Origin of the sequence: Saccharopolyspora hattusasensis (assembly GCF_050972075.1) — a bacterium.
In the GTDB taxonomy this organism is placed as follows: domain Bacteria; phylum Actinomycetota; class Actinomycetes; order Mycobacteriales; family Pseudonocardiaceae; genus Saccharopolyspora; species Saccharopolyspora hattusasensis.
This window is the reverse complement of record NZ_JBPCDC010000001.1, coordinates 506370-530841: the sequence shown is the minus strand read 5'-3', so window position 1 is coordinate 530841 and position 24472 is coordinate 506370. Positions and strand designations below refer to the sequence as shown.

The 24472-nt window shown below is 66.5% G+C and carries 23 protein-coding genes and 3 pseudogenes; 9 read left to right on the top strand and 17 right to left on the bottom strand.

Features of this window, described 5'->3' with window-relative positions; genetic code table 11:
* The first annotated feature begins 3 nt into the window (after positions 1-3).
* A complete protein-coding gene (locus tag ACRXBZ_RS02635) occupies positions 4-1167 on the top strand; it encodes an aspartate aminotransferase family protein (RefSeq protein ID WP_433877605.1) in 1164 nt (387 codons plus the stop codon).
* A gap of 541 nt (positions 1168-1708) precedes the next feature.
* On the opposite strand, the pseudogene ACRXBZ_RS02630 reads toward ACRXBZ_RS02635, so the two are convergent.
* The 5 genes and pseudogenes from ACRXBZ_RS02630 to ACRXBZ_RS02610 form a co-directional block, all read right to left on the bottom strand.
* A pseudogene (locus tag ACRXBZ_RS02630) lies at positions 1709-2008 on the bottom strand (transposase family protein); the annotation flags it as partial.
* A gap of 115 nt (positions 2009-2123) precedes the next feature.
* Positions 2124-3041, bottom strand: coding sequence for an MFS transporter (locus ACRXBZ_RS02625; RefSeq protein ID WP_433877604.1), 918 nt, complete (start codon positions 3039-3041; stop codon positions 2124-2126).
* A 186-nt stretch (positions 3042-3227) separates the two neighbouring features.
* A complete protein-coding gene (locus ACRXBZ_RS02620) occupies positions 3228-3902 on the bottom strand; it encodes a class I SAM-dependent methyltransferase (protein WP_433883783.1) in 675 nt (224 codons plus the stop codon).
* A 155-nt stretch (positions 3903-4057) separates the two neighbouring features.
* Entirely contained in the window at positions 4058-4285 is a 228-nt protein-coding gene (locus ACRXBZ_RS02615; RefSeq protein WP_433877603.1) for a chorismate mutase family protein, read from the bottom strand.
* Positions 4286-4450: 165 nt separating this feature from the next.
* Positions 4451-4689: pseudogene (locus ACRXBZ_RS02610) on the bottom strand (transposase); the annotation flags it as partial.
* A gap of 123 nt (positions 4690-4812) precedes the next feature.
* On the opposite strand from ACRXBZ_RS02610, the gene ACRXBZ_RS02605 reads away from it, so the two are divergent.
* Both ACRXBZ_RS02605 and ACRXBZ_RS02600 read left to right on the top strand, forming a co-directional pair.
* Positions 4813-5187 (top strand): hypothetical protein, encoded by a 375-nt coding sequence (locus ACRXBZ_RS02605; RefSeq protein ID WP_433877602.1) that lies wholly within the window; start codon positions 4813-4815, stop codon positions 5185-5187.
* A 176-nt stretch (positions 5188-5363) separates the two neighbouring features.
* Complete coding sequence (locus ACRXBZ_RS02600) at positions 5364-6290, top strand: methyltransferase (RefSeq protein WP_433877601.1); 927 nt, start codon at positions 5364-5366, stop codon at positions 6288-6290.
* A 445-nt stretch (positions 6291-6735) separates the two neighbouring features.
* Here ACRXBZ_RS02600 and ACRXBZ_RS02595 read toward each other — a convergent pair whose 3' ends face one another.
* From ACRXBZ_RS02595 to ACRXBZ_RS02545, 11 genes and pseudogenes are all read right to left on the bottom strand, one after another.
* Entirely contained in the window at positions 6736-7389 is a 654-nt protein-coding gene (locus ACRXBZ_RS02595) for an IclR family transcriptional regulator domain-containing protein (protein ID WP_433877600.1), read from the bottom strand.
* A gap of 23 nt (positions 7390-7412) precedes the next feature.
* A complete protein-coding gene (gene pcaC / locus ACRXBZ_RS02590; RefSeq protein ID WP_433877599.1) occupies positions 7413-7808 on the bottom strand; it encodes a 4-carboxymuconolactone decarboxylase in 396 nt (131 codons plus the stop codon).
* A complete protein-coding gene (gene pcaD / locus ACRXBZ_RS02585) occupies positions 7808-8569 on the bottom strand; it encodes a 3-oxoadipate enol-lactonase (RefSeq protein WP_433877598.1) in 762 nt (253 codons plus the stop codon). Before pcaD ends, pcaC begins: the two co-directional genes overlap by 1 nt.
* Positions 8566-9906: a 3-carboxy-cis,cis-muconate cycloisomerase gene (pcaB, locus tag ACRXBZ_RS02580; protein WP_433877597.1), complete on the bottom strand. Its 1341-nt coding sequence runs from the start codon at positions 9904-9906 to the stop codon at positions 8566-8568. Before pcaB ends, pcaD begins: the two co-directional genes overlap by 4 nt.
* Positions 9907-10056: 150 nt before the next feature.
* Entirely contained in the window at positions 10057-10629 is a 573-nt protein-coding gene (pcaG, locus tag ACRXBZ_RS02575) for a protocatechuate 3,4-dioxygenase subunit alpha (RefSeq protein ID WP_433877596.1), read from the bottom strand.
* On the bottom strand, positions 10629-11375 hold the full coding sequence (gene pcaH / locus ACRXBZ_RS02570; RefSeq protein WP_433877595.1) for a protocatechuate 3,4-dioxygenase subunit beta: 747 nt from the start codon (positions 11373-11375) through the stop codon (positions 10629-10631). The genes pcaG and pcaH overlap by 1 nt, the downstream gene beginning before the upstream one ends.
* A gap of 24 nt (positions 11376-11399) precedes the next feature.
* On the bottom strand, positions 11400-12578 hold the full coding sequence (locus ACRXBZ_RS02565; protein WP_190814412.1) for a thiolase family protein: 1179 nt from the start codon (positions 12576-12578) through the stop codon (positions 11400-11402).
* Positions 12575-13348 (bottom strand): CoA-transferase subunit beta, encoded by a 774-nt coding sequence (locus tag ACRXBZ_RS02560; RefSeq protein WP_433877594.1) that lies wholly within the window; start codon positions 13346-13348, stop codon positions 12575-12577. Before ACRXBZ_RS02560 ends, ACRXBZ_RS02565 begins: the two co-directional genes overlap by 4 nt.
* Positions 13345-14166 carry a CoA transferase subunit A gene (locus tag ACRXBZ_RS02555; protein ID WP_433877593.1) on the bottom strand — a complete coding sequence of 274 codons (822 nt, stop codon included), beginning with the start codon at positions 14164-14166 and terminating at the stop codon, positions 13345-13347. Before ACRXBZ_RS02555 ends, ACRXBZ_RS02560 begins: the two co-directional genes overlap by 4 nt.
* Positions 14167-14578: 412 nt before the next feature.
* Positions 14579-15289, bottom strand: a complete 711-nt coding sequence (locus tag ACRXBZ_RS02550) for a LysR substrate-binding domain-containing protein (protein WP_433883782.1) — start codon at positions 15287-15289, stop codon at positions 14579-14581.
* Between the two features lie 39 nt (positions 15290-15328).
* Positions 15329-15505, bottom strand: a pseudogene (locus ACRXBZ_RS02545) (LysR family transcriptional regulator); the annotation flags it as partial.
* Positions 15506-15633: 128 nt separating this feature from the next.
* Between ACRXBZ_RS02545 and ACRXBZ_RS02540 the strand changes: the two are divergent.
* Together ACRXBZ_RS02540 and ACRXBZ_RS02535 are read left to right on the top strand one after the other, a co-directional pair.
* On the top strand, positions 15634-16887 hold the full coding sequence (locus tag ACRXBZ_RS02540; protein ID WP_433877592.1) for an FAD-dependent oxidoreductase: 1254 nt from the start codon (positions 15634-15636) through the stop codon (positions 16885-16887).
* 85 nt (positions 16888-16972) lie between these two features.
* The gene (locus ACRXBZ_RS02535) at positions 16973-18514 is read left to right on the top strand and encodes an MFS transporter (protein WP_433877591.1); all 1542 of its coding nucleotides are present in this window, start codon (positions 16973-16975) and stop codon (positions 18512-18514) included.
* A gap of 1071 nt (positions 18515-19585) precedes the next feature.
* Here the strand turns inward: ACRXBZ_RS02535 and ACRXBZ_RS02530 are convergent.
* On the bottom strand, positions 19586-20581 hold the full coding sequence (locus ACRXBZ_RS02530; RefSeq protein ID WP_433877590.1) for a LysR family transcriptional regulator: 996 nt from the start codon (positions 20579-20581) through the stop codon (positions 19586-19588).
* 59 nt (positions 20582-20640) lie between these two features.
* On the opposite strand from ACRXBZ_RS02530, the gene ACRXBZ_RS02525 reads away from it, so the two are divergent.
* From ACRXBZ_RS02525 to ACRXBZ_RS02510, 4 genes are all read left to right on the top strand, one after another.
* Positions 20641-21426: an inositol monophosphatase family protein gene (locus tag ACRXBZ_RS02525; protein WP_433877589.1), complete on the top strand. Its 786-nt coding sequence runs from the start codon at positions 20641-20643 to the stop codon at positions 21424-21426.
* Between the two features lie 463 nt (positions 21427-21889).
* Positions 21890-23242, top strand: a complete 1353-nt coding sequence (locus ACRXBZ_RS02520; protein ID WP_433877588.1) for an MFS transporter — start codon at positions 21890-21892, stop codon at positions 23240-23242.
* 58 nt (positions 23243-23300) lie between these two features.
* Positions 23301-24170, top strand: a complete 870-nt coding sequence (locus ACRXBZ_RS02515) for a shikimate dehydrogenase (RefSeq protein ID WP_433877587.1) — start codon at positions 23301-23303, stop codon at positions 24168-24170.
* 40 nt (positions 24171-24210) lie between these two features.
* Positions 24211-24342: a hypothetical protein gene (locus tag ACRXBZ_RS02510; RefSeq protein WP_433877586.1), complete on the top strand. Its 132-nt coding sequence runs from the start codon at positions 24211-24213 to the stop codon at positions 24340-24342.
* The last annotated feature ends 130 nt before the right edge of the window (positions 24343-24472 follow it).

Sequence of the window (24472 nt, the reverse complement as noted above, 5' to 3'; positions counted from 1 at the left end):
GCCATGTCTTCGCGAAGTGGCGATCTGCATGAGCGGGCCGGACGGGTCCTGCCGGGCGGGAACACCCGCAGTACGGTCTTCGTTCCGCCACACCCTCCCTATGCGGTCAGCGGTCGAGGCTGCATCGTCCGTGACGCCGACGGAAACGAGGTCTACGACTGCAACAACAACTACACCTCATTGCTGCACGGACACGCCCATCCAGACATCATCCGAGCCGCGTCAGCGGCGCTGACTTCCGGCACCGCGTTCGGGTTGCCGACTGAAGCAGAGATCGAGTTGGCGGAGATTCTCAGCGAACGCACTGGGGTTCCGCTCTGGCGGTTCTGCAACTCAGGTACCGAGGCCGTGACGATGGCGATCCGGGCCGCTCGCGCGGCCACCGGGCGGGACCGGATCATCCGGTTCCATGGCAGTTATCACGGCACCGGTAACGAAGTCGTTGACCCCACCACCGCAGGCGTGCCACGTTCTGTGGCATCCGATGTCCTAGTACTGCCACAGGGCGACGCCACCGCGTTGCGGAACGCCATCGTCGAGCATCGTGACGACGTCGCAGCCATCCTCATCGACCTCATGCCCAACAGGGCCGGGCTACGACCTGTCACTACCGAGTTCGCTTCTCTCGTTCGGCACCTTGCGACCGACCATGAGATCGTGCTGATTGTCGATGAGGTGATCACCTTCCGACTGGGCATCGGCGGTCTGCGTTCGCGTTACGGCATCGACGCGGACCTGACCACAGTCGGTAAGATCATCGGTGGCGGTTTCCCGGTGGGCGCGGTCGGAGGAACGCCGGAAGTGTTGCGTTCCTTCAACCCGACGGCGAATGGTCGAGTGAGCTGGGGTGGCACGTTCAGTGCGAATCCGGTGAGCATGCGCGCCGGCCAGACCGCACTCCGCTTGTTCGCCCACGACGAGATGACGCGGCTGAACAAGCTCGGGGATCTCTTTCGAGAGGAGCTCGCCTCGGCAGGGCTGCGGGTCAACGGCGCTGGATCGTTGAGCCGGCTCATCCTCGACGACTACCAGGCCGGGTGGTGGAAGCTTTACGAAGCCGGAGTCTTGGTGGGAACCAACGGGCTGCTCGCCCTCTCCACACCCATGCAGGAAGAAGATGTCGCCACGATCGCCAACCGAGTAATCGGCGCGATGTCATCGGCATGACCGGAAACGGCGAATCGCGGGTAGATGTTCCTGGTACGCGGCACCGTATGGCGGTGCCTTTGCCGAAAACCTCATCCGTGCAGGTCATGCTCGTACTCGTGGAGGATGCCGCCGAGGCGATCGCGTCGGCGTATGTTCAGGCAAGCGATCTTGCCGGGATCTGCGATAGGCGTGGATAAGGGGTTCAGCGGGCGGATGTTGGCGATGCTCTGGTGCGGGCGGTGTCGACATCCCTGGAAGACCACCTCCTGACCCACCTATCCACACCGCAGCGCCGCTGTGCGTCGTGCTCTGGGTGGCTGAACCGACCGGCTGTGTACTGGCGAAGTGCGAGGTGCGTGCGGTCACCGGCCGGTCGCCGGCGGATACGGCCAACCGGGGCGGCCTCGGGATCATCAGTGGGCCCGGCGACCTAGGCCGGTGCGCCCGCGGCGGCCGACGCCGGTGGCGGCTTGGTCTTACGCGGGCCGCACTCACTTCACTCGTTGCGGGCTCTCTCTGCGAACCGGCCCTGCGGGAGGTCCTGTCGTTCGGCAGACTCGCCCCAGTACCAGCGGGAATGTGACGCACAGTAGCCGTAACCGGCGTGTCCCGCGAGATCGGAACGCTTGACGGTCTCGCGGGACACGCCGCACGGAACGGGCGTGGCGTCTGTGATCACAGGTCGTCGAACCAGGATGGACAGCACGCGGCCAGTGTGATAATCGCTTTGCATAGCAATGGTTCCGCGTTCCTCAAACGCTTGTTGTATCCGGACTGCTGTGGCGGATACGGGGAACAGGGCACGCCATTGCTGATCACTGTGGATATGCCGAATCCAGCGACGCTCATCGTGATATCGCGGTCGCGACGTCTGGGGCAGCCGGTCGTGCGGTGTCCACATCGGATGATTGGGTGTGTGCGGTGCGGGACCGAGGTCCGTGAGCGGTTTTCGGTGCTATGGCGCCCAAAATCACTCACGGCCAGGTGGCGACCTTCGTCGCGGCGGTGCGTGGGATTGGTAGCGGAAAATCCGGCCGCCGACATCCTGGCCCTGCTGGACCGGTCAGAGCTGCCGGAGGTTCCAATACTCGGCCGATGGGGCTGATCTGCGGTTTCATGCTGCGGGTTCGTATTCGTTGATGAGACCTGGGAGGACCGGGCGTCGTGCATGCCGCCGCCTCATCACCGCCAACAGTAGCCTGACCAGTACCAACACCGCCCACGAACTCGGGGCTTTCCTCCACCTTGAGCCGCACGACGAGACCGAGCACGACCAGGACGGCGCTGGCCAGGAACGGCAGCCGCCAGCCCCAGGTTAGGAAGCTGGGTCCGGCGATCGCCGAGGCTGTGATGAACACCAGGTTGGACAGGATGAGTCCGAGTGCCGAGCCGGAGTTGACGATGGCGCCGAACAGTCCGCGCCGTCGTGGGCCGGCGTGCTCAACACACATCAGGACGGCGCCGCTGTACTCGCCGCCCAGCGACAGGCCCTGCACCAGACGCAATAAGACCAGCAGGATCGGGGCGAGCGCACCGATCGTGGCGTAGGTCGGCAGGAGACCGATGAGGAAGGTGGCACCACCCATCATGGTGAGGGTGATGACCAGCGCGTTCTTGCGGCCGAGGCGGACTCCGAAGTGACCGAAGATGGCCGCGCCGACTGGGCGGGCGACGAACGCGACGGCGAATGTCGACAACGAGAGCAGGGTGCCGACGACCGAGTCGAAGGACGGGAAGAAGACCTTGTTCAGGACCAGGGCTGAGGCGAGCCCGTAGATGAAGAACTCGTACCACTCGATGGTCGTGCCGGCGAGGCTGGACAGCAGGACCCGGCGTTTCGCTGTGCGGTCGGGGCGGGCGGGAACCGTTGATTCATTGGTGGACGTGCTCACGGTGTGGCGCTCCTAGGTGGCTGCGGCAAGACCGGATTTCTTCGCGACGAAGCGTCGCATGCATCACATTGGCACGTTTTGATCCTCGACTCGACAGTTCACAGCCCCATGCCACCTTCTCAGGATCGAGTGGCACAAGAATCCAAGAATCTACCTCCGGAGAACCCTGGGCACACAGCCGGGGTGTTACTCCTTGCGGCCCCATGCGGTGAAAACGGCCAGTGAGAGGTCCCGGAAGGTTGGGTCGCTCAGTTCGGCGTACGCGCGCTCGAACAGGGAGTCCGGCGCCAGCCCGGCGGAGACGATGCCGGGGCGTGACTGTTCGAGACTAAGGCGCCACCACTGGGACTCGGCGTCGTCTCCGCGGATCTGTTGGAAGCGCGCCCGCATGTCGATGCCGGTGAGCCCTTTTCCGAATAGGGGCGTAGGCAGGCTTCTGGCCCACTCGGTTCGGGTGCCGACCGTGTCCTCTAAATAGTCGCGCAACGCGCACAGCACCGTCCGGTAGGCATGGTGCGGTGCGTTCTGGATGGGAAAGAACGCCGGTTCTTCCACTAGCAGTATGCCGCCGGGGGCGAGCCAGCCGACCAGCCGGGAGATCGCCTCATCCTGGTCAGGAAGGTGGGTCAGGACGTATCGGGTGTGGATGAGGTCGAACGATTCGGATGGGAAATCGTCGGTGTACAGGTCGTGCTGCCGCACCGTGATCGACGGCTCATCGAGGCGGTCCAGGTACGTGGTATCCAGGTCGGTGGCGGTCACGGAGGCGCCTTGTCGGGCCATCCATACGGCGATAGAGCCTGCGCCTGCGCCGACCTCCAGGCATCGCCACCGGTGACCGACTCCCAGTTGGCTCAGCATGTCCTCGGTATGGGGATCGAGGACGGACTCGAGCAGCCTCAGCCGTTCGTGTTCGGTCGCCAGCGCGTGACTGAAGACGCCGTCGCTGTAGCGGGTGGGCAGCCACTCGGAGTGCGCTAACGCCGAAGCCGCACCGCGGTGTGCTCGTGTGTCAGTCACGCCAGGTCTCCCGACTGCTGTGTGGGCACCCGGCTGTGGCTGGCGCGCGCGAGGTCGAGCAGGCGAAGGCCGATGTCGCGCCCACACGCGCCGAGTTGGCTGTAACGCCGCGTGGCATTGAGGTCGCGTTGGTGGCTGAAACTTGTGTGGTAGTCACGCCGATGCGCGGCGGCCGCCAATGCGGCGAGGTGGGTGCGTTGACGGATCAGGGCGATGATCTCCATGTCCCCGTTCCTAACCTGCCTTTGCAGGGAGTCGGCGCGGGCGTCCAGGGTGGCGAGGCATCCGCGATCATCGTTCCGGGCGGATGGCAGGTCGTGATGTGTGGGCGTTATCAGCACGATGTCCTCACATTGGGCGAATTCCGGGGGTCGTTGCAACACAATTGGTCAACGGGCTTCGGCCAGGAGCATAGCGAAGTGCTCGGCTGGGGTGTCCCAGCCGAGCGTTTTGCGTGGGCGGCCGTTGAGTTCGGCGGCGACGGCGTCCAGGTGCCCCGGGGCGTGACGGACGAGTCGGTGCCTTTTGGGAAGTACTGGCGCAGGAGGCCGTTCGTGTTCTCGTTGGAGCCGCGCTGCCAAGGGCTGGCCGGGTTGCAGAAGCAGACCGGAACCCCGGTGGCGACGGATCTCGATCGGTTCATGGCCGCGGCCGCCGAGCTCGGGTTCACCGAACGGGGCCGGTTCGCCACCGGCTCCCAAGTTCCCGTCCGGCTGCTGATCCAACCGGGCGAGGGCTGGATCGGCTCACCGTGGCCGATCTGGACGAGTTCCGGGCTGCCTGCCAGGAGCGGGACACGCGAACTGGCAAGGGCCACAGGCACTATCTGGCGGCAGCCCGCAATGCCCAACGGGTATTGTTGTTTCACCTGGGAATCGTCGATGAGCCGCCTCGCTCAAGCGGGCCGGTCCCGTTCGCCGACCGGCTCGCCGACCTCCAGCCGCCGATCCGCGAGACAGTGATCGCCTATCTGGAACGCAAACGGGCAACCTGTCAACCCAAAACGGTGTCGGCGATCGCGACCGGCCTCAAACACGGTCAACACCGTCTTCGACAGGGTGCCGGTTATCTGAAGGTCGGTTCTGGCCTCAGCCACATCAACGATCTTGTTGTCCCGGTCGGGTGACTTGTGAGTATCCGGGAGTTCCCGGCGTTGATCATCCGATAGATCTTCGTCGTGATCTTTCGCGTGGAGCGAGCGGTGGCCGTCGACGACTTAGTTCGTTCGCGTGGGTGTAGATCTGATTTCCGGTCCGAATCGGCAAATCCAGGTATCCGGCCGTCACCTTCGATAGGAGAACGATGGACACTTCGGAAGAAATTCCGTACGAGATCGTGATGCGTCAGCTGCTCCTCGGCCGTCTCGTGTCGTCCGCGCTGCACGCGGCGGTCGTCCTGCGGATTCCCGACGTCGTGCACGAAGACCCCTGTACCGCGGAGGAGCTGGCCGTCCACCTCGACGTGAATGAACCGGCCCTGCGGCGGCTGGTCCGAGTGCTGATCAACCTCGAGGTGATCAGCGAGGATCCGGCAAACGGCGTGCTGACGCTGACTCCGTTGGGCAACACGCTCCGCGAGAACGTTCCGGGAACGGCCCGCCACTCCGCGCTTCTCGTGGGAGGTCCCATTGGCCGGTGCTGGGACCACTTGCTGGCGGCCGTACGCACCGGTGAACCGGCGTTCGACGCAACGTTCGGCGTCGACGTGTTCAGCTACCTGGACGGCGAGGCGGACCTGCAGGGTGTGTTCTACCGCTCCCAGGCGGCTGATCTGGAGATCACGCTGGCGGAGCTGGTCGTGGTCGGTTGGGAGTCCTACCGCACCGTAGTGGATGTGGGTGGGGGGGACGGTGCCTTGCTCGAACACGTGCTAACCGCCTGTCCCGAATCCCGCGGCGTAGTGCTGGAAACGGCTTCAGTGGCGCAGCTGGCTCGAAGTCGCATGGCCGCCGCCGGACTCGCGCAGCGCTGCGAGGTGGTCATCGGGGATTTCTTCGAATCCGTCCCCTCCGGGGGCGACCTGTACGTTCTTCGGGACGTCGTCCATGACTGGCCGGACGAGAGGTGCGCTGCGCTGCTGCGGGTTGAGCAGATCCACGCCGACCTCGGCTGCCGCGACCTGCCTTGCGGGCGAGCACATCGATTTTCACGTTCAGGAACGCAGTTTGGCCTATGTGGGGCACACCAACCGGCTGGCGCGATAGATGTGCAGGTGGTGCCATGGCTTTAGGGAGCTACAAAATGATTTCAAAGGAGCCGCAACGGCACTGTGCTGGGCGCCGCTCGTGGTGAGGAATTTACTCGCCTTTGTTTCAAGTTCTTCAATTAATTGAAAGTCGGTCTGGCGTCGTCTGTGTTATGGATGACCTCTTTCTAGTTTGCTGATGTTGGAGTGGGCATCGGTGCGGACTTCCCGTTACCGGGACCACTGACACGAAACGCTGACCCGATGGACCGACAGGTAAAAAGATTCCCATATGAATGAGGATGTCGCGATTACGGTCTGAACGCGCGAGCGTGCTCCGGCGGCGGCCGATATGCGTTAGCCGAGACCACAGCGGTCTGCGGTCACCGACGATAAGGATTGCGTCATGGGCAATGTAATCAAGTTGGTTGTCACCAATAATTCCGCGGTGGCGCAGGCATCGTCGGCGGGCCCCAGCCGCTCGGCGAACTCAGCGGGACGCGACGCGGGAGCCGGGGGCTACGGCGAGATCGGCTCCGATGCGGGCCGCGGTCTCCAGCAGCGGCGGCAGCAGCTTCCGGCGCGCGTCTTCGGGGCTGGTGCGCGAAACGTGCGAGGAGATGTTCACCGCCGCCACCACCCGGTTCGACCGGTCGCGGATCGGGGCGGCGATCGAGCGCAGGCCCGCCTCGAGTTCCTGGTCCACCAGGGCCCAGCCCTGCTCGCGGATGCTGCCGAGCTCCGCCTTGATCGACACCGTCATGATCCGTGAGGTGGGCACGCGGGCGACGTAGACGATGTCCGGGCCGTCCAGCACCGACACCGACGCCGACTCGTGCACCTCCGCCACCAGCCGTTCCAGGTAGGGCTGGGTGATCTCCGGCAGCGACACGCTGGACAGGTAGGCGAAGCCCAGCTCCAGCACGCGCGGAGTCAGCGCGAAGACCCGGCCGTCGGTCCACACGTAGCCGAGGTGCACCAGGGTGTGCAGGAACCGGCGGGCCGCCGCGCGCGACATGTCGGTCGCGCGGGCGACCTCGGACAGCGTCATCTCCGGGTGTGACTCGTTGAACGCGCGGATCACCAGGAGCCCACGCGCCAGCGACTGCACGTACCCGCCGCTCACCTCGGACAGGGACTCCATGATCGTTTCCTGCTCTCGGGCGATCAGTCGTTCTGCTCTTCGCCCAGGATCGTATTGGCGATCGCGAAGGCGCTGTTGGCGCGGGGCACCCCGGCGTAGATCGCGACGTGCATCAGCACCTCGCGGAGCTGCTCCGGCTCCACGCCGTTGCGGCGCGCCGCCCTCACGTGCATCGCGAACTCGTCCTCGCAGCCCACCGCCGCAAGGATGGCCAGCGTCAACATGCTGCGGGTCTGCCGCTCGGCCCCGTCGCCACTCCACAACTCGCCCCACGCGTAGCGGGTGATGAAGTCCTGGAAGCCCTCGGTGAACGGGGTGATCTTGGCGTTGGCCCGGTCCACGTGCTCGTCGCCGAGCACCTCACGGCGCACGCCCATGCCCTGCGCGTACCGGGTTTCGTCGTCGAGCCGGTCGGGCATCATGCGCTCCTCGTGAAGTGGTCCAGCAGCAGCCGGTTGACGTCCTCGGGCCGTTCGGCGTTGGCCAAGTGCGCGGCGGGCGAGAGCACCTTCACGCGAGCGCCCGGGACGGCGGCGCCGATCCGCTCGGAGTGCGCCGGGGGAGTGGCCGGGTCCTCGGCACCGGCGATGACCAGGGTCGGTGCGGTGATCTCGCCGAGCTTGGGCAGCAGGTCCATGTCGGCGATCGCCTCGCAGCAACCCGCATAGCCCTCGTCGTCGGCGGCGACGAGCATGCCGCCGAACTTCTCGACGACGTCCGCGCGCCCGGCCAGTTCCGGCGTGAACCACTTCGGCAGGGACGGCTCGACCATCGCCTGGGTGCCCTTCTCCCGTACCACCACGGCGCGGTCCCGCCACATCGTCGCCGGGCCCAGCTCGGCCGAGGTGCAGATCAGCGCGAGCCGGTCGATGCGCTCCGGCGCGTTCTCGGCGAGCCACATGCCGGTCATGCCGCCCAGCGACACCCCGGCGAAGTGCGCCCGGCGGATGCCGAGCGTGTCCAGCAGCGCCAGCACGTCGCCGCCGAGTTGCTTGAGCGTGTACGGACCCGGCTTGCTGGGAGTGCCGCCGTGGCCGCGCTGGTCGTAGCGCAGCACCTGGAACTCCTGCGCCAGGGCGGGAACCTGTTCGTCCCACAACGTCAGGTCGGTGCCAAGCGAGTTGGACAGCACGACGACCGGAGCACCGTCCGGTCCGGTCAGTTCGTAGTTAACGTTCACCGGCTCTCCAATTTGGCGTGTGCGGCCAGGGCTCGGTCGACGAAAGCTGGTGCGGCGCCGAGGTAGTCGGCGGATTCGGTGGCCGCGACGACCTCCGCCTCCGAGAGCACCGCCCGCACCTGCGGGTCGGCCAGCAGCTCGGAGCGCAGGGTCGTGCCCTCCTGCACCGCGCGGCGGCACAGCCGGGAGACGAGGTCCTGCGCCTCGGTGCGACCGAGGGCGCCCAGCAGCGGGCCGACCGCACTCTCGGCCATCACCAGCCCTCGGGTGAGGTCGAGGTTGGCGGTCATCTTCTCGGGATGCACGCGCAGCCCGGCCAGCAACTGCCGGGTCCGCGCGGCCGCCGCAGCGACCAGCCGCAGCAGCTCGGTCAGCGGTTCCCACTCGGATTGCCAAGCCCCGGCGGCACGCTCGTACTCCTGCGGCATCGCCGACAGCAGCGTGGCCACCAGGCCCGGCACCCGGCGGGTCGCGGCGGTGACCAGTACCGCCGACACCGGGTTCTGCTTGTGCGGCATGGCCGACGAGCCGCCGGCCTTGCCTTCGGCGAGCTCGCCGACCTCGGTCTGCGCGTGCAACTCTACGTCCAGCGCGATCTTGCCGACCGCCCCGGCGACCGCGCCCAGCGCGCCGGCCAGCTCGGCGATGCGGGTGCGGTCGGTGTGCCAGGGCACCACGGGTTCGGCCAGCCCCAGTTCGTTGGCGAGCAGCTGGACCACCCGGACGCCGTCGGACCCGAGCGAGGCGAGCGTGCCCGCGGGCCCGCCCAGCTGCACCGCCAGCCGCTCGTCGCGGACGCGCGCCAGCGCGGCGGTGGCCTCGTCGAGCGCGGTCAGCCAACCCGCGCAACGGCACCCGAACGTCGTCGGCAGCGCCTGCTGCAGCAACGAGCGGGCGATCATCAGCGTGTCCCGGTGCTCCTCGGCCAGCCGGGCGCATTCGTCCGCCGCAGCGCGCAGATCCGCGATGACCGGCCCGAGGACGTCGCGTGCCACCAGCATCGCGGCGGTGTCGATCACGTCCTGGCTGGTCGCACCGCAGTGCACGTGCAGCCTCGCGTCCGCGTTCAGCAGGGCGGACAGATCGCGCACCAGCGCGATCACCGGGGTCGCCGCCGAGGTCGCGCGGTCGGCGATCGAGGCGACGTCGAACAGCGCGACTCGGCAGTGTCGGGCGATCTCCTCGGCGGCAGCGGCCGGTACGAGGCCGGCCTTGGCCTCGGCCGCGGCCAGCGCCGCCTCGAAGTCCAGCATCGCCTGCAACCACGCCGAACCGCTGGTTCGCTCGGTCGCCGCAGGCGTGCTGAACATCGGCACGAACAGGCTGTCGGTGCCCACAGCCAAGCCTCTCTATGAGTTTGAGCGCAATGGGCGCTCGGAATTCATTTTGGCGGCAGCCAAGCGGCGAATCCGCCTTCTCCCACCTACGCCCGACGAGAGTCGTCGGGGAAGGCGTCTGAGGTTCCGCTGCAGGACCACCAAGCAACATCAAAGAGCGAAGAAGACGGTTTCGTCATCGCCCTGCAATCGGATGTCGAAGCGGTAGCCGCGGTCGTCGGCCGCCGCGACCAGCGTGGCGCGCCGCGCCGGATCTACCGCGGACAGCACCGGATCGGCAGCGTTGGCCTGCTCCTCGTCCGGGAAGTAGACGCGGGTGACGACCCGGTTCAGCATGCCGCGGGCCAGCACGGTCACGTCAATGTGCGGCGCCTCGGTCGCCCCCTCCGGGGTGGGCAACGGGCCAGGCTTGACGGTGCGGAACCAGAACCCGCCGTCGGCGTCGGTCGGGCACCGGCCGAAGCCCTGCCACCCGGAGGACTCCGGCCGCGGGTCGTCGGGATGGTCGAACCGACCCTGCTCGTCGGCCTGCCAGATCTCGATCACGCCGTCCGGGATGGGATCGCCATTGCCGTCGGCGAGCCACCCGTGCAGAACGAACGTGCCCGCTCGGTCGGCGGCGACCACCTCGGCTCCGTCGTCCCAGAGGATGCCGCCGGGCAGGGCGTAGAACGGGCCGACCGTCTGTGACGGAGTGGTAGCCGGGGGAGTGGGAGCAGCCATCAGTCGTCCTCCTCTTCGTCCTCGAATACTGACCCCTCCGGGCCGCGTAGCACGATGTCGAACTTGTAGCTCAGCGCCCACTCCGGCACCGTCGTGTCCAGGTCGAAGCTGGAGACCATGCGGTTTCGGGCTTTCTCGTCGCGCACCGAGTTGTAGATCGGGTCCTGGTAGAACAGCGGATCGCCGGGGAAGTACATCTGGGTGATCAGCCGCTGAGTGAAAGCCTGCCCGCACAGCGAGAAGTGGATGTGTGCCGGGCGCCAGGCGTTGTCGTGGTTGCGCCACGGGTAGGCGCCAGGCTTGATGGTGATGAACTTATAGTTGCCGTTCGCGTCGGTCGTGCACCGACCGGTGCCGGAGAAGTTCGGGTCCAGCGGTGCGGGGTGCCGGTCGCCCTGGTGCAGGTAGCGACCTGACGAGTTGGCCTGCCAGATCTCGACCAGGGTGTTCGGCACCGGCTTGCCGCCGGAGTCCAGCACCCGGCCGCTGACGATGATCCGCTCGCCAAGCGGCTCGCCGTTGTGCTGCACGGTCAGGTCGTGGTCGTGTTCGCCGCAGCGTTCTTGGCCCAGCAGCGGCCCGGTGACCTCGGTGAGGTACTGCGGCAGGTACTGCAGCGGCTGCTTCGGGTAGCGCAGCGCCGACGAGCGGTACTCGGGCGTGTTCAGCTCGGGATGGGAATCGGCATCGCGACCGTAGGCCGGCAGGATCAGCCCGGCGGGCGACCGGGTCTCGTGTGTGGTCATCACAGCTCCTTCGCTACAAAGCTGTCAGGCATGCAGGACGACTGCCAGTCCCTGGCCGACACCGATGCAGATGGCGGCCAGGCCCCAGCCGCCACCCGCGCGGCGGAGCTGGTGGCCGAGGCTGCCGAGGATGCGAGCGCCGGAGGCGCCCAGCGGGTGGCCGATCGCGATCGCACCACCTTGCACGTTGACGATTTCCGGATCCAGCTCGGGCCATTCGGCCAGGCAGGCCAGCGACTGCGCGGCGAAGGCCTCGTTGAGCTCGACGGCCCGCAGGTCGCCCCAGCCGATGCCCGCCCGACGCAGCGCGGTTTTGGCCGCCTCCACCGGTCCGATGCCGAAGACGTCGGGGTCGACCCCGGCCGCGCCGCGGCTGACGATCCGCGCCAGCGGCTCCGCCCCGATGCGCTGCGCGGCCCGCTCGTTGCCGACCAGCAGCGCGGCGGCGCCGTCGTTGAGCGGCGAGGAGTTGCCCGCTGTCACCGTGCCGTCGGCGCGGAACACCGGCTTGAGCTTGCCCAGCGACTCCAGCGAGCTGTTGGCCCGCACGCCCTCGTCCCTGGCGACCTCGGTACCTGGAACCGGGACCACCTCGGCGTCGAAGAGCCCGGCCTCCCACGCGGCGGCCGCCTGCTGGTGACTGCGCAGCGCGAAGGCGTCCTGCTCGTCCCGGCTGATCTTGTAGCGGTCGGCCAGGATTTCGGCGCTCTCACCGAGCGCGATCGTCCATTTATCCGGCATGTTCGGGTTGACCATCCGCCAACCGAGCGTGGTGGAGTGCAGGGTCTCGTGGCCACGCGGGTAGCCGCCCTCGGGCTTGGGCAGCACCCACGGCGCGCGGCTCATCGACTCCACGCCACCGGCCAGCACGAGGTCCGCATCGCCGACCTGCACGGTCCGGCTGGCGTTGATCACGGCTTCCAGCCCGGAGCCGCACAGCCGGTTGACTGTCGCGCCCGGCACGCTCGTGGGCAGCCCCGCCAGCAGTGCCGCCATCCGCGCCACGTTGCGGTTGTCCTCGCCGGCGCCGTTGGCGTCGCCGAACTGGATGTCGCCGATGGTGGCCGGGTCCAGGCCGGAGTGCCGTCCGACCAGCGAGCCCACCACGTGCGCGGCCAGGTCGTCGGGGCGCATCCCGGCGAGGCCCTTGCCGTAGCGGCCGATGGGGGTGCGGACGGCGTCCAGCACGAAGACGTCGGTCATTTCGCGCCTCCCGCGATGGTCGCCTTGAGCTCCCGCAGCACCGCCAGTTCGGTCTCGGTCGGGGTCTGCTGCACGGCGGGTTCGTCGACGGCCTTCAGTGGCCAGCCGACGGCCTCCCGGGCCTGCTCGACCGTGGCGCCGGGGCTGAGCTGGGTGAGGGTCAGCTCGCAGGTATCCGGGTGCGGTTCCAGCACGCCCAAGTCGGTGATCACCTTGACCGGGCCGCGGCCGCGCAGGCCGAGCGCCTCCCGATCGCCCTTGCCGGTGCCGTAGCCGACCGAGGTGATGAAGTCGAGCTTTTCCACGAAGCTGCGCGGGTTCATCCGCATCACGATGAGGACTTCGCGGCAGGACGCGGCGATCTCCGGGGCGCCACCGGCGCCGGGCAGCCTGACCTTCGGGTTCGCGTAGTCGCCGCCGATCACGGTGGTGTTGATGTTGCCGAAGCGGTCCACCTGCGCGCCGCCGAGGAATCCGGTGTCGATGCGGCCGGGCTGCAGCCAGTAGTTGAAGGTCTCGGGCACGCTGATCACCGAGTCGGCGGTGTCGGCCAGCACGCCGTCGCCGATGGACAGCGGTAGCCGGCCGGGCTTGGCGCCGAGCGTGCCCGACTCGTAGATCAGCACCAGGTTCGGGGCGTGCGTGCGCCGAGCCAGGTTCGCTGCGGTGCTGGGCAGGCCGATGCCGACGAAGCACGCCGTGCCGTCGCGCAGCGACCGGGCGGCACCGACGGTCATCATCTCGTCGGCGGTGAATTCGGGGGAGCTCATCGGGCACTCCTCTCGGCGCCGAAGACCTCGGTCTCCAGCCAGTTCTCGAACTGCTCGCGGTCCCGGCAGATCGGGTCCCACTGCTGGTAGTAGGCGTTGTCGCGCTCGTAGTAGCCCTGCGCGTAGGACGGGGCGGCGCCACCGGGGACCGCCGCGACGGCGGTGACCACCCACTGGGGCAGCACGACCGCGCCGGGGCGCGGGGTGAGCTCGTCGACGATCTCCTCGACGGTGACCAGCGAACGGGCCGAGGCCAGCACGGTCTCTTTCTGCACGCCGGTGATGCCCCACATCTGCACGTTGCCCGCCCGGTCGGCCTGCTGGGCGTGGATGATGCCGACATCCGGGTTGACCGCTGGCACGGCGGCCAGCCGCTCGCCGGTGAAAGGGCATTCGATCGTCTTGATCGTGTCGGTCTGCTCGGGCAGGTCGGTGCCCGCGTAGCCGCGCAGCACGGCGAAGGGCAGCCCGCTGGCGCCGGCGGCGTAGCGGTTGGCCATGCCTGCGTGGCTGTGCTCCTCGATCTCCAGCGGTACCGGCCAGGAGTTCTGGATGGCGTCGCGGAAGCGGTGCAGCGAGCCGACGCCGGGATTGCCGCCCCAGGAGAAGATCAGCTTCCGCGCGCAGCCCGCCCCGATCAGCTGGTCGTAGACGATGTCGGGCGTCATCCGGATCAGGGTCAGGTCCTTGCGGCGCTGGCGGATGATCTCGTGCCCGGCCGCGACCGGGATCAGGTGGGTGAAGCCCTCCAGGGCCACCGTGTCGCCGTCATGGACCAGCTCCGCGATGGCCTCGTCGAGCTGCAGGATGCGTGCCACCCCGACCACTCCTCGCTGTTCGCATAGTGAACGTCTGTGCTTTCTGCGAACGATACGTCAGTTCGACGGCACGGGTCAAGGAAAGGGCGGCGGATTTGCCAGGTCGAGGCCTGCTCGGGTGCTTCGCCGACTGCGGCGTTTCGGCCTGAAGGACGCGACTGTTGTGGCTGGCGCGAAGATCGGCAACGTGGCCGAGTGGTGCCGGGGCAATGGCGTGAATCCACGTACGTTTTACCGGCACCGTGCGAGCATCGCTGCCGGAGCGAGTGGAAGCCGCGGTCGCGGCGGATCGGCTTCTGCGGTGACAAACAGTGGGGCCGTAAGTTGGCCGTAAGTTCTTCGGGGGTTGATCGCTGTCGTTGGCGGAGGACGAATTCGTGATCTCCTGTGGTGAGATGGCACTGGTGGTTTTCTACTCCACCGTGGGCGTGTTGATTGGCATCGTGTCGGGCGCAGTCCGGATAGCTGCCTGATGCATAGCTGACAGGCAGGCCTCCAGGTCGAGTAGGTCCGGATCCAACCAAGCCGCCCATGTGCGGACCACTGAGTTAGCCTTTTCTGACTCATCAAGCGGAATCCATCGCCACGCTGGGAAATGACGTCGTGACGATGTGGCGGTGGCGAGCACAACATCGGCCTCTGCGCTGTCCGCGACGAGTTCGGCGTGCTCCCAGTACCCCCGGAAGGCCCAATCGATCTGTACCCCGCGGGCTTCCGCCGCGGCGCGGAGCCGTGTTTCTTTCCCCGGGCTCTCCTGAACGGAATGTGCCATGACCCGCAACCCCGCGAGGTCCTCGAGCATCACGGATCTCCGCTCGCCGAACCGCGAGGCGTCACGCACCGCGCAGCCGAATCGCTGACTGAACACCTGCACCGATTGCAGCTCGCGCGGCTCTGTGTGTAGCAGGCCGATATTTATGACACCCTGCTGAAGCAGAACTCGTTGCTTTTCGCTTGTCGCCTCCCGGAGAGAGATCCGCAGGTCCGGCCGGGCCTCGCGCAGGGCGGTTTGGAGTGCCTCGAACCATTCCCGCGGTACTCCGGGTGGCATACCGATGTGGATTGCGCGCGTGCCGCGCTCGGCGCGGTGCAGTACTTCCGGGATGCGGTCGGTTAGCTCCAAGATCGCTCCGACGTGCGTTCGCAGGCTCTCACCAGCCGGTGTCAACGAGGTCCCGTGGCTGGTCCGGCGGAGTAGTTGGTGTCCGAGAGTCCGCTCAAGTTGGGCAATCTGCCGGCTCAGAGTGGGTTGGGTCATGTGGAGGGCGGTCGCGGCCTTTGCGATCGATCCGAGCTGGGCGACAGTGCGAAAGTAGACCAGGTGTCTGAGTTCAACCATGCTGGCACCGTATGCCCTGAGGGCATAGCCGAAAAGCCCACAACGAAGCTTCCTGAGTGACTTTGCCCGGTCCACGATGGACACACCCGTGTTCGTGCGTGGTTTCGTTTTTCCTGAGGAGGATTCGAATGGGGCCCCAGTGCCAGGAGTTTGACGTCGTCGTGGTCGGGGGAGGAGCGGGCGGCGTCGCGGCTGCAGTCGGTGCCGCACGCAGCGGAGCCCGCGTCTGCCTGATCGAGCGCCACGGCTATCTCGGCGGCGCGGCCGTCGCGAGTTCGGTGCTGACCTACTGCGGGTTCTTCGACGCCTCCCACACCCAGGTCGTCGCGGGAGTCGGGCAGCTGTTCCTCGATCGGCTGGCGGAGCTCGATCTGTACCTCACCCACACAACCGCGACCTCGGGGAACAAAGTCGTGTTGCTCGACCTGGAAACGACGAAACGCGTCCTTGATTCTCTGTTGATCGACGCCGGCGTGACGGTGTTCCTGCACGCCACCGTCTTCGATGCGACAACGGCGGGGGACCGAGTGGCGGCCGTCGAGGTCATCCATCCTGGCGGCCGTGCAACCATCTCCGGCAGCGCGTTCGTGGACTGCAGTGGGGACGGAGCTCTTCTCGCCGCCACAGGGGCCGACACAGTCGTCTTCGCCCCCGATGAACGTCAAGCGAGCACACTGGTCATGCGGGTGGGCGGCGTCGCCGAGGACGCAAATCTCAGCTCTGCCTCGATGACCCGGGCAGTGCGCGCCTACCGCGAACGCTACGGCGTGGCACTCCTTCGCGACCACGGCAGTATGGTCCGCCTACCGGTGTCCCGCGAGGTCATGGTGCTCGTCGCCGACCAGCACCGGGACATGCTCGACCTCGACGACGCTACCCGGGCCGAGTCCGAGGGTCGCGCCCTCGCCGCGCACTACTTCCGAGCCCTGCGCAGTGGCGTTCCCGGGTGGGAAGCGAGCTTCCTCGCGGCCACCGGGCCAGAGATCGGAGTGCGGGAGACACGCAGGCTCCGAGGCAAGGACATGGTGACCGCACTGGACGTCACCTCCGGGCGCAAGCGGCCCGACGTCGTGGTCGCCCGGGGCGGCTGGCTGATGGAGGACCACGCGGTTCCTGGGCTCATCACCTACGACGGTATCCGCGACGGCGGCTGGTTCGACATCTCTTACGGATGTATCAGCTCGCGCTCTTTTGCAAATCTCTGGGCGGGCGGACGCCTGACGAGCTCCGATCGGCAGGCCTTCAGTTCGACGCGGGTGATGGGCACGGCTTTCGCTACCGGGCACGCCTGCGGTGTCGCGGCCGCTTTGCATGTCGATACCGGCCGGGTCGACAACCGCGTGCTGCAGGAGGGACTACGTGCCCAAGGGGCTTTGCTGTGACCGGCCGTCGCCGCGAGGTCCAGGACACGGGCCAGTCATCGTCTGTCGTCCGCCGACGCCTTCTCCGGCATAACGTCGTCGACAAGTGGCTGAACCGCTCCACCAGGAACTGCCGCTGGGTGGCGTCCTCAGCTTGCCATCCGGCCTGACATCCATAGAAGGTGTAAACCACGAGAACGGCGCCCTTTCCCAAGAGCCGCCTCTTTCTGCCGCCGATACACAGCGAACCCACCGAAAAGAGTTGACAATGCCGTCACAGCAGTCGAATCGCGCAGATGAATCCAGCACGGGAGGAGTTGCCTCAAATCCGTCTATGAGCCGGCGAGTGGTCATTGGCGGCTTCCTCGGAAGTGTGGTCGAATACTACGACTTCCTGATCTACGGAACAGCGGCCGCGTTAGTCTTCAACAAGGTATTTTTTCCCAGCTCCAGTGCCACCGCAGGAATGCTCGCTTCGCTCGCCACTTTCGGGGTCGGCTATCTCGCCCGGCCGATCGGGGCCATCATATTCGGGCACATCGGGGATCGGGCCGGAAGGAAGAGCGCCCTAACAATCACGCTGTTGCTCATGGGAGCCGCAACGCTGCTGATCGGCTGCCTCCCCACCTACAGCATGATCGGAGCTGCAGCTCCCGCCATGTTGGTGCTGTGTCGACTACTGCAAGGTATTTCGGCCGGCGGTGAGTCGGTGGGCGCGAGCCTGCTGACCATGGAGCACGCTCCGCAACGCAAACGGGCGCTCTACTCCAGTTGGATGCTCAACGGTGTAGCGACCGGTTCCATTCTCGGAACGCTCGCCTTCATCCCGATCTCTGCACTCCCCGAAGAGGCACTCGTGTCGTGGGGCTGGCGGATCCCATTCTTGGCGAGCGTCATCACGGTTTTCATCACTTACCTGGTGCGTAGGGGCATCGACGAGTCGCCGGAATTCGCCGCAAAGGCCGCAGTCCGCGATCACCGTGATCGGCTCGCCGCGCGCTATCCCTTGATCACCCTCCTGCGTTCCCACCTCGCGCCCACGATTCTCGTCTTTGTGTCGTCCTTGGTGACCTGCGTTGCTCCGATGATCCTCGTATTCGGGCTTTCCTACGCGACCACGGAGCATTCGCTCGATCGCACAAGCGTCCTCGCTGCCATCACAATCAGCCAGATCGTCGCGCTCGTCTTCCACCCATTGTTCGGTGCTCTAGCGGATCGAGTAGGTAAGAAGGCTGTGTTTGTGGTTGGGTCCCTGCTATGCGCCGGATTGATCTTCGCCTATTTGGGATCGATCGGAGCGAATAGCATCATCATGGTTTTCGTGATGACCATCGTGCTCAAGGGTGTGGTCTATGCCGCCCCCAACGCCCTGTGGCCGTCGTTCTTCGCGGAGCAGTTCACACCCGACGTGCGATACACCGGGGTCGCTTTGGCAACCCAGATCGGCTTAATCCTGTACGGCTTCACTCCGACTATCGCGTACGCGCTCATTGGCGACGGGTCGGCGGGCTGGCTTCCAGCCGCGTTGTACATGGGCGGTATCTGTGTGCTGGCTGCGGTCGCGGCGACCGTATCTCGCACGGCAAAAGTCGGCGATGAGCTCAAGGCCACGTCCCCGGTGTCGTCCACAGCGGCACCCCGGTCTTGATCCGGTGGGCGGCGGCCGCACGCCGTACTGATCCGCGAACCGGAGCCTTATGCTCGGTCACCTGGTTCCGAGCCGGCCACCAGGACGGTTCCGCCGTCGCCCACCAGGCGCCTTTCAGTCGTCCAGGACCAGCCGCAATTGCCGGTCGCGCAGCTCGACGAGAACGGTCACCGGGTCTCGGTCCGTTCGTCGTGGATGCCGAGCACGTCGGCGACGGAGCGCGCGACGAGCGCCTCCTCATCGAGCGTGGCCAGCGAAAGCGAGGCTCCCCGCGTGAACATCTTCACCGTCTAATATCGCACACCGGCGCTTTCCTGGCAGTCCACAATAGACCAAGGCGACACGCCGAACCCTGAAACCACAACGATACCGGCGGCTTTGCCGTTCGGGCGGTGTCATATTCGGATGCCCTGCCGGGCCCGAGCAGATCGGTTCGCAGGTTTCCGTTCAGAACAAGGACCTTTCAGGCTGCGGGTCCTGGCACGTCCGTATCCGTCCACGATTTCCATTGAAATTGCGGAGGTTGTCCACAGGCATCGGCGTGTCGGGGTGCGACACGCCGACGTTCCGCAAGTTCCATTGAAATCGAAGGTTCGATTTCAATGGAACTTGCGGGTTCTCTTCGCCGAGGCGGACTCGATGAACGTCTTCGCACCGGCGTTCACCGGCAGGGCCGGCAGGGCCGGCAGGGCCGGCAGGGCCGGCAGCAACGGCAACCCATACAGGATTCGCCGCCCACCGCCTCCAGAGACCGCCAGAGTCCATCCACACGACCCCGTGAGGACTCGACTGTGAGGGTGGGCCGGTCAAGCACAACCCGAACCAGGGAAGCCAAGAACACAAGAGTGCGGCTCCTGGATAGACCGTCACGGCTTGGACAACCCGATGATCTCCCACCGGAAACCGCGCCCTCGTCTCGCGTCCCACCTGAACAGAAATCCGCCGCAGCCCTCAGATCAACCTTGCACACGCCTTGGTGGAACAGCTGAGTGATGAGGACCCCCGCAGCTCATTTCGTATCGGGGATGGGGTGCGACTTCGCGCGCATTTCGAGGCTCCGGTGCCGTGTGGTCAGTCTTCGTTCGGTGTCGGCAGTACCTCTTCGGCGACGTCGAGTACAGCCTTCAGTGCCGGTGACGGGTTCTCCGCCGACCACGCGAGCCCGTGGTTCATGTAGGTCTGCTCGCCGCGAAGCGGCAGGAAGATCGAGCCGGAGGGCAGGATGCTGGCCACGCCGGATGTCATCAGTGCGATGCCAACGCCGGCCGAGACCAGCGTGAGGATCATGTACGGATCGGTGATCTCCTGGACGATTCGCGGCCGGAATCCTGCCTTGACGCAAGCTTGCATCGCGGCGTCCTGCAGGGCTGATCCCGCGCTGACCGGAGTCGTGATGAATCCGTCATCGGCAAGGTCGGCGAGATCGATGTCTTTTCGGCGGGCGAGCGGATGGTCGGTGGGCAGGACCGCGCCGAAGGTCTCACGCCGGATCAATCGCGTCTGCACCGGCGGCATGGGGTCCAGGGGCAGGCCAACGAACGCGAGATCGAGTGCGCCTTGTTCGACCTGCTCCACACCGTCACGGGTCATGACCCGTCCCATCAGGGTCAGGGCGACGTTGGGATACCGCTGACGGACCGCGCGCGTCAGTGGTGGCAATGTCTTGTGGTTCAGCGCGCCCGCGAAGCCGATGCTCACGTTGCCGTAGATGGTGCCGAGGGAGGACTGTGCGGCTTCCTTGGCCAAACGCAACTCGTCGAGAACGCGGTAGGCGTGTGGAAGAAGGGCACGCCCCGCAGCGGTCAGCGAGACGCTGCGGGTGTTGCGGTCGAACAGCGGAACGCCGACCTCCTTCTCCAGCTTGCGGATGATCTGGCTCAGCGGTGACTGAGCGATGCGCAGCCGCGTGGCGGCGCGACCGAAGTGCAACTCGTCCGCGACGGCGACGAACGCCTGCAGCCATCGGCTTTCCATGGGGGACTCCTTCGGCGGGGCTTGCGCATGCTCTAAAGGCCATATAGTTTTCTGCCGGTGTAGTAAATGACAGATTAAGTGTGAAATCAACATAGCCAGTGTAAGGGATCCACCTGGGTTGCGGCTCGGGATCAAGTGAAGAAGGGTGCAGCGTGAACCGTGATCTGGAGGCGTTGCTGGATGTCGCCGTTGACCTGGCTCACCAGGCTGGGAGGCTGCAGCTTGAGCGGCGCGCCGCACTCGTCGTCCAAGGCGCGAAAGCCCACGCGAATGATCTGGTCTCCGATGTGGACCTCGTAAGCGAGCGTCTGCTCGTCGACGGTGTGCTGCGCCGTTGCCCTGACGATGGGGTGCTCGGCGAAGAGGGGGCGACGCAGGCGGGAACGAGTGGTTGGACGTGGGTCATCGATCCGCTCGATGGAACCCGCAACTACATTTCGGGCACTGGCCCGTGGTCGATCTCGATCGCTCTCCGCGAAGGCAACGACAGTCGACTCGCCGTCGTGCATGATCCGGTCGCCGGTGAGACCTTTACCGCGGTGGCCGAGCAGGCGCCTCGCCTCAACGGGAAGGGGATAACCGCACAGCGTGCTGTCCGCTTGACCGAGGCTCTCGCGGGTATCTGCTACGACACCTCGCTGGCGACGAAACAGCGAATCGGCCCGGTTTTCGCCGCCCTGCTGCCGCAAGTCGGCGACCTCCGGCGGCTGCCCGCTGCTCTGCAGCTTGCCTACCTCGCTGCCGGGCGCCTCGACGTCGGGGTCGTCTTCGGCACGCGGCTCTGGGACGTCGCCGCCGGGTTGTTCCTCGCCTCGCAGGCCGGTCTCGTCCTCACCGGGCCGGAAGGCGAGGCGACGCCGCAGCTAGCCGTCTGCGCCATACCGCAACTGTGGGAGGACTTCGCGGCACTGCTTGCGTCAACCGATCTACTGCACTGACATGCACCGCCGACTCCTGGCTACTCACGTTGGCGGCAGAAGCAGCGAGCCGCGTGGAGAGCCACCCCGGTGAGCCGCGGTAGGCCCGGGACGACAGCCAATCCGTCGCGACGTGTGCTGTTCAGAGGCCGCGGCAGAAAGGTGGGCGCTGTGCCGGCCGTCCGGCATCAGCGGCCGGTGCAAAGCCCAGTAGTAGAACCCTCGCGACATCCATTGGCAGTAGGTCCTTGCTGTGCTGGCGGCATTCTTCGTGGTGCCCGAAGGGCGTCCTGGTGTGGTCCATGATCTGTCCGTCGTGGACGGAGAGGCCGCGTGCGCGGCCTCCTGCGAGCGGCCTCCGCGAGAACTATGTTCATTTTGCACAATGCGTCAGACGAAATAGGTGTTGGACTGAACATAATCTGAGCCGCGATGCTGGAGGAGCCAATCGAACGGTGATTGGCGTCGCCCCGAAGGGAGCACCATGTCAGCGTCGACATCCGCAGCCGGACGCCCTCGCAGCAACGCAAGGATCGCGGCCGTCTCCGGGTTCCTCGGCAGCGCGCTCGAGTACTACGACTTCTTCATCTTCGGCTCGGCCGCCGCCTTGTTCTTAGCCAAGCTTTTCTTCCCTGATGCCGGGGCGGCGGGAACGCTTCTGTCGTTCGCGACGCTCGGCGTCGCATACATCGCCCGGCCGCTCGGCGCGATCGTGTGGGGACACTTCGGTGATCGTATGGGGCGCAAGAACGTCCTTCTCGCGACGCTGGTGCTCATGGGTGCGTCGACGTTCCTGATCGGGTGCCTTCCGACGTACAGCGTTGCGGGCGTGTTCGCTCCGATCGCGCTTGTCACGCTCCGCTTCCTCCAGGGGGTGTCGGCGGGTGGTGAGTCCCCCGGCGCCAGCTCGCTCATCCTTGAGCATGCACCGGATGGCAAGCGCGCCTTCTACACAAGCTTCACGATGAGCGGGATCCAGTTCGGCATCGTCATCTCAAGCCTCGTCTTCATTCCAGTGATGATGCTCCCGCAGGACGCGCTCATGAGCTGGGGCTGGCGTGTGCCGTTCCTCGCGAGCGCACTCGTGACCCTCGTCGCGTACTACCTGCGACGCCAGCTCGAGGAGCCGGAGGTCTTCGAGGAGCTCAAGGACGGCGCCAAGACCGCTGCCCTGCCGCTTGTGGAGCTCCTGCGCTACGACTTCCCGAACGTCGTGCGTGTCACCTTGTGCGCTGTGGTCACGATGGTCAACACGGTCTTCACGGTCCTCGCGCTGACCTATGCCACCCAGACGGCCGGGCTCGACAAGCCCCTGATGCTCGCCGCTATCGCGGTCTCGAACGTCTCTCTGGTGGTTCTGCAGCCGCTGTTCGCGGTCGTTTCCGACCGCATCGGCCGAAAGCCCGTGTTCATCGCGGGCACCCTCGCGTGCGCGGCTTTGGTTTTCGTGTTCTTCAGCGCTGTGGACTCCGGCAGCTGGCTTCTTATCTTCTTGGCCGGGGTCGCTTTCAACACCATCGGCTTCGGGATGTGCAACGCGGTCTATCCGGCATTCTTCGCGGAGCTGTTCCCGGCCCGCACGCGCTACACGGGCATGGCGGTGAGCCTCATGCTCGGCCTGGTCATGGCCGGTTTCAGCCCCGTCATCGGAACCGCGCTCACAGCGGGCAACCCCGCCGACTGGGGCCCGATCGCATGGATGACCGCTCTCGCGTGCGCAGTCGCCGCGGCCGCTGCGTTCACCGCCCGGGAGACCTACCGCGTGCCCAAGAACGAGCTCGGCCGTCGACGCGCTGACATCGAACGTGAGACTGCGCGCACCCCGTCCTCCCTCTGATCACGGGGCCCGGACCCCTTCAGAACTTGGGTACTCCTACTCCTCGAAAGGGATCCCCATGGTCACCGACGCGCATCTTGTCGGCCTCGTCGGCGCCGGTATCGGCGGCTCGCTCAGCCCGCTTCTCCATGAGCACGAGGCCGCCGCTCACGGTCTGCGCTTCGCCTACCGGCTGCTGGACATCGACTGCTTCCGTATGACACCGGCCGATGCCGGGCGGCTTGTCCGCGAGGCCGCGCGGCTCGGCTTCACGGGATTCAATGTGACGCATCCGTGCAAGCTCACGGTGCTCGACGCTCTCGACGGCATCTCCGAGGACGCACACGCACTCGGCGCGGTCAACGCCGTCGTCGTCGAGGACGGCCGGCTCATGGGCCACAACACGGACCATGCGGGTTTCCGTGCCGGGCTTCAGGAAGGGCTGCCGGGGGCCGCACTGGGTACGGTCGTCCTGGTGGGCGCGGGCGGGGCGGGGGCCGCGGTCGCCCACGCGCTCGCGCTTGCCGGGGTGCGGTCGCTGCTGGTGGCCGACGCCGAGGCCGCCCGGGCGGACGGGCTCGCCCGAGCAATGGCGCTGCACCACGAGGACCTCGCGGTTCAGTCGATCGCGGTCGATGTCGTCCCGGAGTGCCTCGGTGGGGCGGATGGCGTCGTAAATGCGTCTCCCGTCGGCATGGTCGGGCACCCGGGGACACCGTTGGACGTCGACGCCCTCGCGCCGCGGCACTGGGTGGCCGACGTGATCTACCGCCCGCTAGAGACCCAGCTCGTCAAAGCGGCTCGTGCGGTCGGCTGTGCCGTGCTCGACGGGGGCTGGATGGCCGCCGCGCAGGCCGCGGACTCCTTCGAACTGTTCACGGGGCACGTCGCTGACCGCGCTCGGATGCGGGCCGACTTCCTGCGGCTCACCGCTGTCCAGGCCGCCTGAGCGACCGAGCGAAACCATTTGAAGACAGGAGCACACCGCCATGGGCAGGTACCGCCGTCGGGAGCCCATGATCACCAGCCACGACGCGACGGCCGCGCTGCGGATCCTGCTCGCCGTGTACCCGAACCGGTCAGCTCGTGCAGCCCGCCCGGGTCACGGCCCCGTCCGCTAAGAGCCTGTTGGTGGATGGTCTGGGTGGGTGGTCGCTTAGCGGAACCTGAGAGGTTTCCTGGACTGCGGGTGTCCCTCCTGATGTATGTCCAATACGCGGCGGAGGGGCCGTCCTCGCCAGAAAACCTCTC

Excerpts from the sequence above, each read along its gene's own strand:
- ACRXBZ_RS02540 (WP_433877592.1), top strand. The coding sequence starts at position 15,634 with ATGGGGCCCCAGTGCCAGGAGTTTGACGTCGTCGTGGTCGGGGGAGGA.
- pcaC (WP_433877599.1), bottom strand. The coding sequence starts at position 7,808 with ATGCCCGACCGGCTCGACGACGAAACCCGGTACGCGCAGGGCATGGGC.
- ACRXBZ_RS02520 (WP_433877588.1), top strand. The coding sequence starts at position 21,890 with ATGTCAGCGTCGACATCCGCAGCCGGACGCCCTCGCAGCAACGCAAGG.
- ACRXBZ_RS02510 (WP_433877586.1), top strand. The coding sequence starts at position 24,211 with ATGGGCAGGTACCGCCGTCGGGAGCCCATGATCACCAGCCACGACGCG.
- ACRXBZ_RS02565 (WP_190814412.1), bottom strand. The coding sequence starts at position 12,578 with ATGACCGACGTCTTCGTGCTGGACGCCGTCCGCACCCCCATCGGCCGC.
- ACRXBZ_RS02595 (WP_433877600.1), bottom strand. The coding sequence starts at position 7,389 with ATGGAGTCCCTGTCCGAGGTGAGCGGCGGGTACGTGCAGTCGCTGGCG.
- ACRXBZ_RS02600 (WP_433877601.1), top strand. The coding sequence starts at position 5,364 with ATGGACACTTCGGAAGAAATTCCGTACGAGATCGTGATGCGTCAGCTG.
- ACRXBZ_RS02635 (WP_433877605.1), top strand. The coding sequence starts at position 4 with ATGTCTTCGCGAAGTGGCGATCTGCATGAGCGGGCCGGACGGGTCCTG.
- ACRXBZ_RS02530 (WP_433877590.1), bottom strand. The coding sequence starts at position 20,581 with ATGTTGATTTCACACTTAATCTGTCATTTACTACACCGGCAGAAAACT.
- ACRXBZ_RS02620 (WP_433883783.1), bottom strand. The coding sequence starts at position 3,902 with ATGCTGAGCCAACTGGGAGTCGGTCACCGGTGGCGATGCCTGGAGGTC.
- ACRXBZ_RS02515 (WP_433877587.1), top strand. The coding sequence starts at position 23,301 with ATGGTCACCGACGCGCATCTTGTCGGCCTCGTCGGCGCCGGTATCGGC.
- ACRXBZ_RS02615 (WP_433877603.1), bottom strand. The coding sequence starts at position 4,285 with ATGGAGATCATCGCCCTGATCCGTCAACGCACCCACCTCGCCGCATTG.
- pcaG (WP_433877596.1), bottom strand. The coding sequence starts at position 10,629 with ATGGCTGCTCCCACTCCCCCGGCTACCACTCCGTCACAGACGGTCGGC.
- ACRXBZ_RS02560 (WP_433877594.1), bottom strand. The coding sequence starts at position 13,348 with ATGAGCTCCCCCGAATTCACCGCCGACGAGATGATGACCGTCGGTGCC.
- pcaH (WP_433877595.1), bottom strand. The coding sequence starts at position 11,375 with ATGACCACACACGAGACCCGGTCGCCCGCCGGGCTGATCCTGCCGGCC.